The sequence below is a fragment of the Paenibacillus xylanilyticus genome, from assembly GCF_013359935.1.
GTDB classification, from domain to species: domain Bacteria; phylum Bacillota; class Bacilli; order Paenibacillales; family Paenibacillaceae; genus Paenibacillus; species Paenibacillus xylanilyticus.
On record NZ_JABMCB010000098.1, the window covers coordinates 1 to 308 of the forward strand.

At 50.0% G+C, this 308-nt stretch carries 1 rRNA gene; it reads left to right on the forward strand.

Going from position 1 to position 308, the window contains the following annotated elements:
- A 23S ribosomal RNA gene (locus HP552_RS00920) occupies positions 1–308 on the forward strand; the annotation flags it as partial.

The following is a 308-nucleotide window of genomic DNA, read 5'->3' on the forward strand; positions in this document are numbered from 1 at the left end:
ACCCAGCTGGGGTAATTTCCAGTTACTCATAACTGAATACATAGGTTATGTAGAGGCATACCAGGGGAACTGAAACATCTAAGTACCTTGAGGAAGAGAAAACAATAGTGATTCCGTCAGTAGCGGCGAGCGAACGCGGAACAGCCCAAACCAGAGAGCTTGCTCTTTGGGGTTGTGGGACGTCTCACATGGAGTTACAAAGGAACCGGTTAAACGAAGAGGTCTGGAAAGGCCCGCCAAAGAAGGTAAAAGCCCTGTAATTGAAAGTCTGTTCCCTCCGAGACGGATCCCGAGTAGTGCGGGGCACG